The organism is Deinococcus pimensis DSM 21231 (genome assembly GCF_000519345.1).
Classification (GTDB): Bacteria; Deinococcota; Deinococci; order Deinococcales; family Deinococcaceae; genus Deinococcus_A; species Deinococcus_A pimensis.
The window spans coordinates 1-1436 of record NZ_KI912630.1 but is presented as its reverse complement, the minus strand read 5'-3'; the positions used below and the strand labels follow the sequence as shown (position 1 = coordinate 1436).

Annotated in this window: 1 protein-coding gene; it reads left to right on the top strand. The window is 72.5% G+C overall.

Annotated features, from left to right (window positions below; all coding sequences use genetic code 11):
* Positions 1 to 1293: tail fiber domain-containing protein (locus DEIPI_RS35275; RefSeq protein WP_052351603.1), on the top strand; the 1293-nt coding region annotated here is incomplete at its 5' end.
* Positions 1294 to 1436: the final 143 nt, after the last annotated feature.

Genomic DNA, 1436 nt, shown 5'->3' with positions numbered 1-1436 from the left:
AGCCTCGGCCTCGCCGACGGCGGCGTGAGCGCGGGCAAGCTCGCCGCCAGCGGCACCCCCGCGGCCGGGAAGCTCCTCGGGTACGACGGCGCGAACCTCGCCTGGCAGGACCCCGCGAACGCGGGCCTCGTGCAGTTCATGCCGGCCAAGGAACAGCTCTCCGTCGGGGACGCCAACGGCACGGCGCCCATGATCAACCTGCGCGGCGGCAGCACCTGCTGCTCGGGGCCGGGCGGTCACACGCCCGCGTGGTTCAAGGTCTTCCAGAACGGCAGCTTCGTCGCGACGGGCAACCTCGGCATCGGCGTCTCCCCCATGCAGGGCAAGGGCTACCGCACGTCGTGGGACAGCTACAAGGGCGCGTTCCGCTCCGGGTACGCCGACAACGAGTGGGACGACGCGAACGTCGGCTTCTTCTCCTGGGCGGGCGGCAGCAACAGCAAGGCGATCGGGCTGTACGCCCTCGCGTTCGGCGACACGAACCAGGCGGAGGCCACCAGCAGCATCGCGTTCGGCTCGGGCAACCAGGCCAAGGGCGCGGCGAGCTTCACGGCGGGCGCGGGGAACCGCGTGTGCGACACGTACGGCGTGGCGCTCGGCAACAAGGCGATCTCCGGCGGGCCGATCCTCGCGGACGGGAAGTGCGACCCGGACACGTTCAACATCCGCGGCCTCGGCGCCGTCGCGATCGGCTACAACGTCACCGCCAGCCAGGACCACACGACGGCGCTCGGCAAGTTCGCGTCCAACAACGGCTTCACCGGCACCTTCGTCTGGAGCGACGGTTCCGCGACGCAGAGCGCGGACACCTTCAAGAACACCGCGAACAACGAGTTCGCGGCGCGCGCCACGGGCGGCTTCCGCCTCCGCACGAACCTCGCGGGCACCACGGGCTGCAACCTCCCGGCGGGCTCCGGCGTGTTCAACTGCACCTCGGACCGCGACGCGAAGAAGGACTTCCGCGCCGTGGATACGGACGAGATCCTGGCGAAGGTCCGCGCGCTTCCCGTGACGACGTGGCGCTACAAGGACGAGGCGAGCGGCGCGCGGCACATGGGCCCCACCGCGCAGGACTTCCACGCGGCCTTCGGGCTGGGCGCGGACGACCGCAGCATCGGGATGCTCGACGAGGCGGGCGTGGCGCTCGCGGCGGTGGGGGGCCTCGCCCGCGAGCTCGACGAGAAGCAGGCGCGGCTGGACGCACAGACGAAGGAGCTGCGTGACCTGCGCGCCGAGAACGACGACCTCGCGGCCCGCGTGGCGGCGCTGGAGAAGGCCTTCGCGCGGCGCTGAGCGGCAGAGGGAAGGAGCGTCGGACGCGGCCGCGTCCGACGCTCCCGTTCGCGCGTTCTAGGGGGTCCCGATGGCCTGGAGGTCCGTGAGGGCCGCGCGGGCGCGTGTGAGGTCGGCGGTGATCGCCCCGCGCGGGCGGCCCG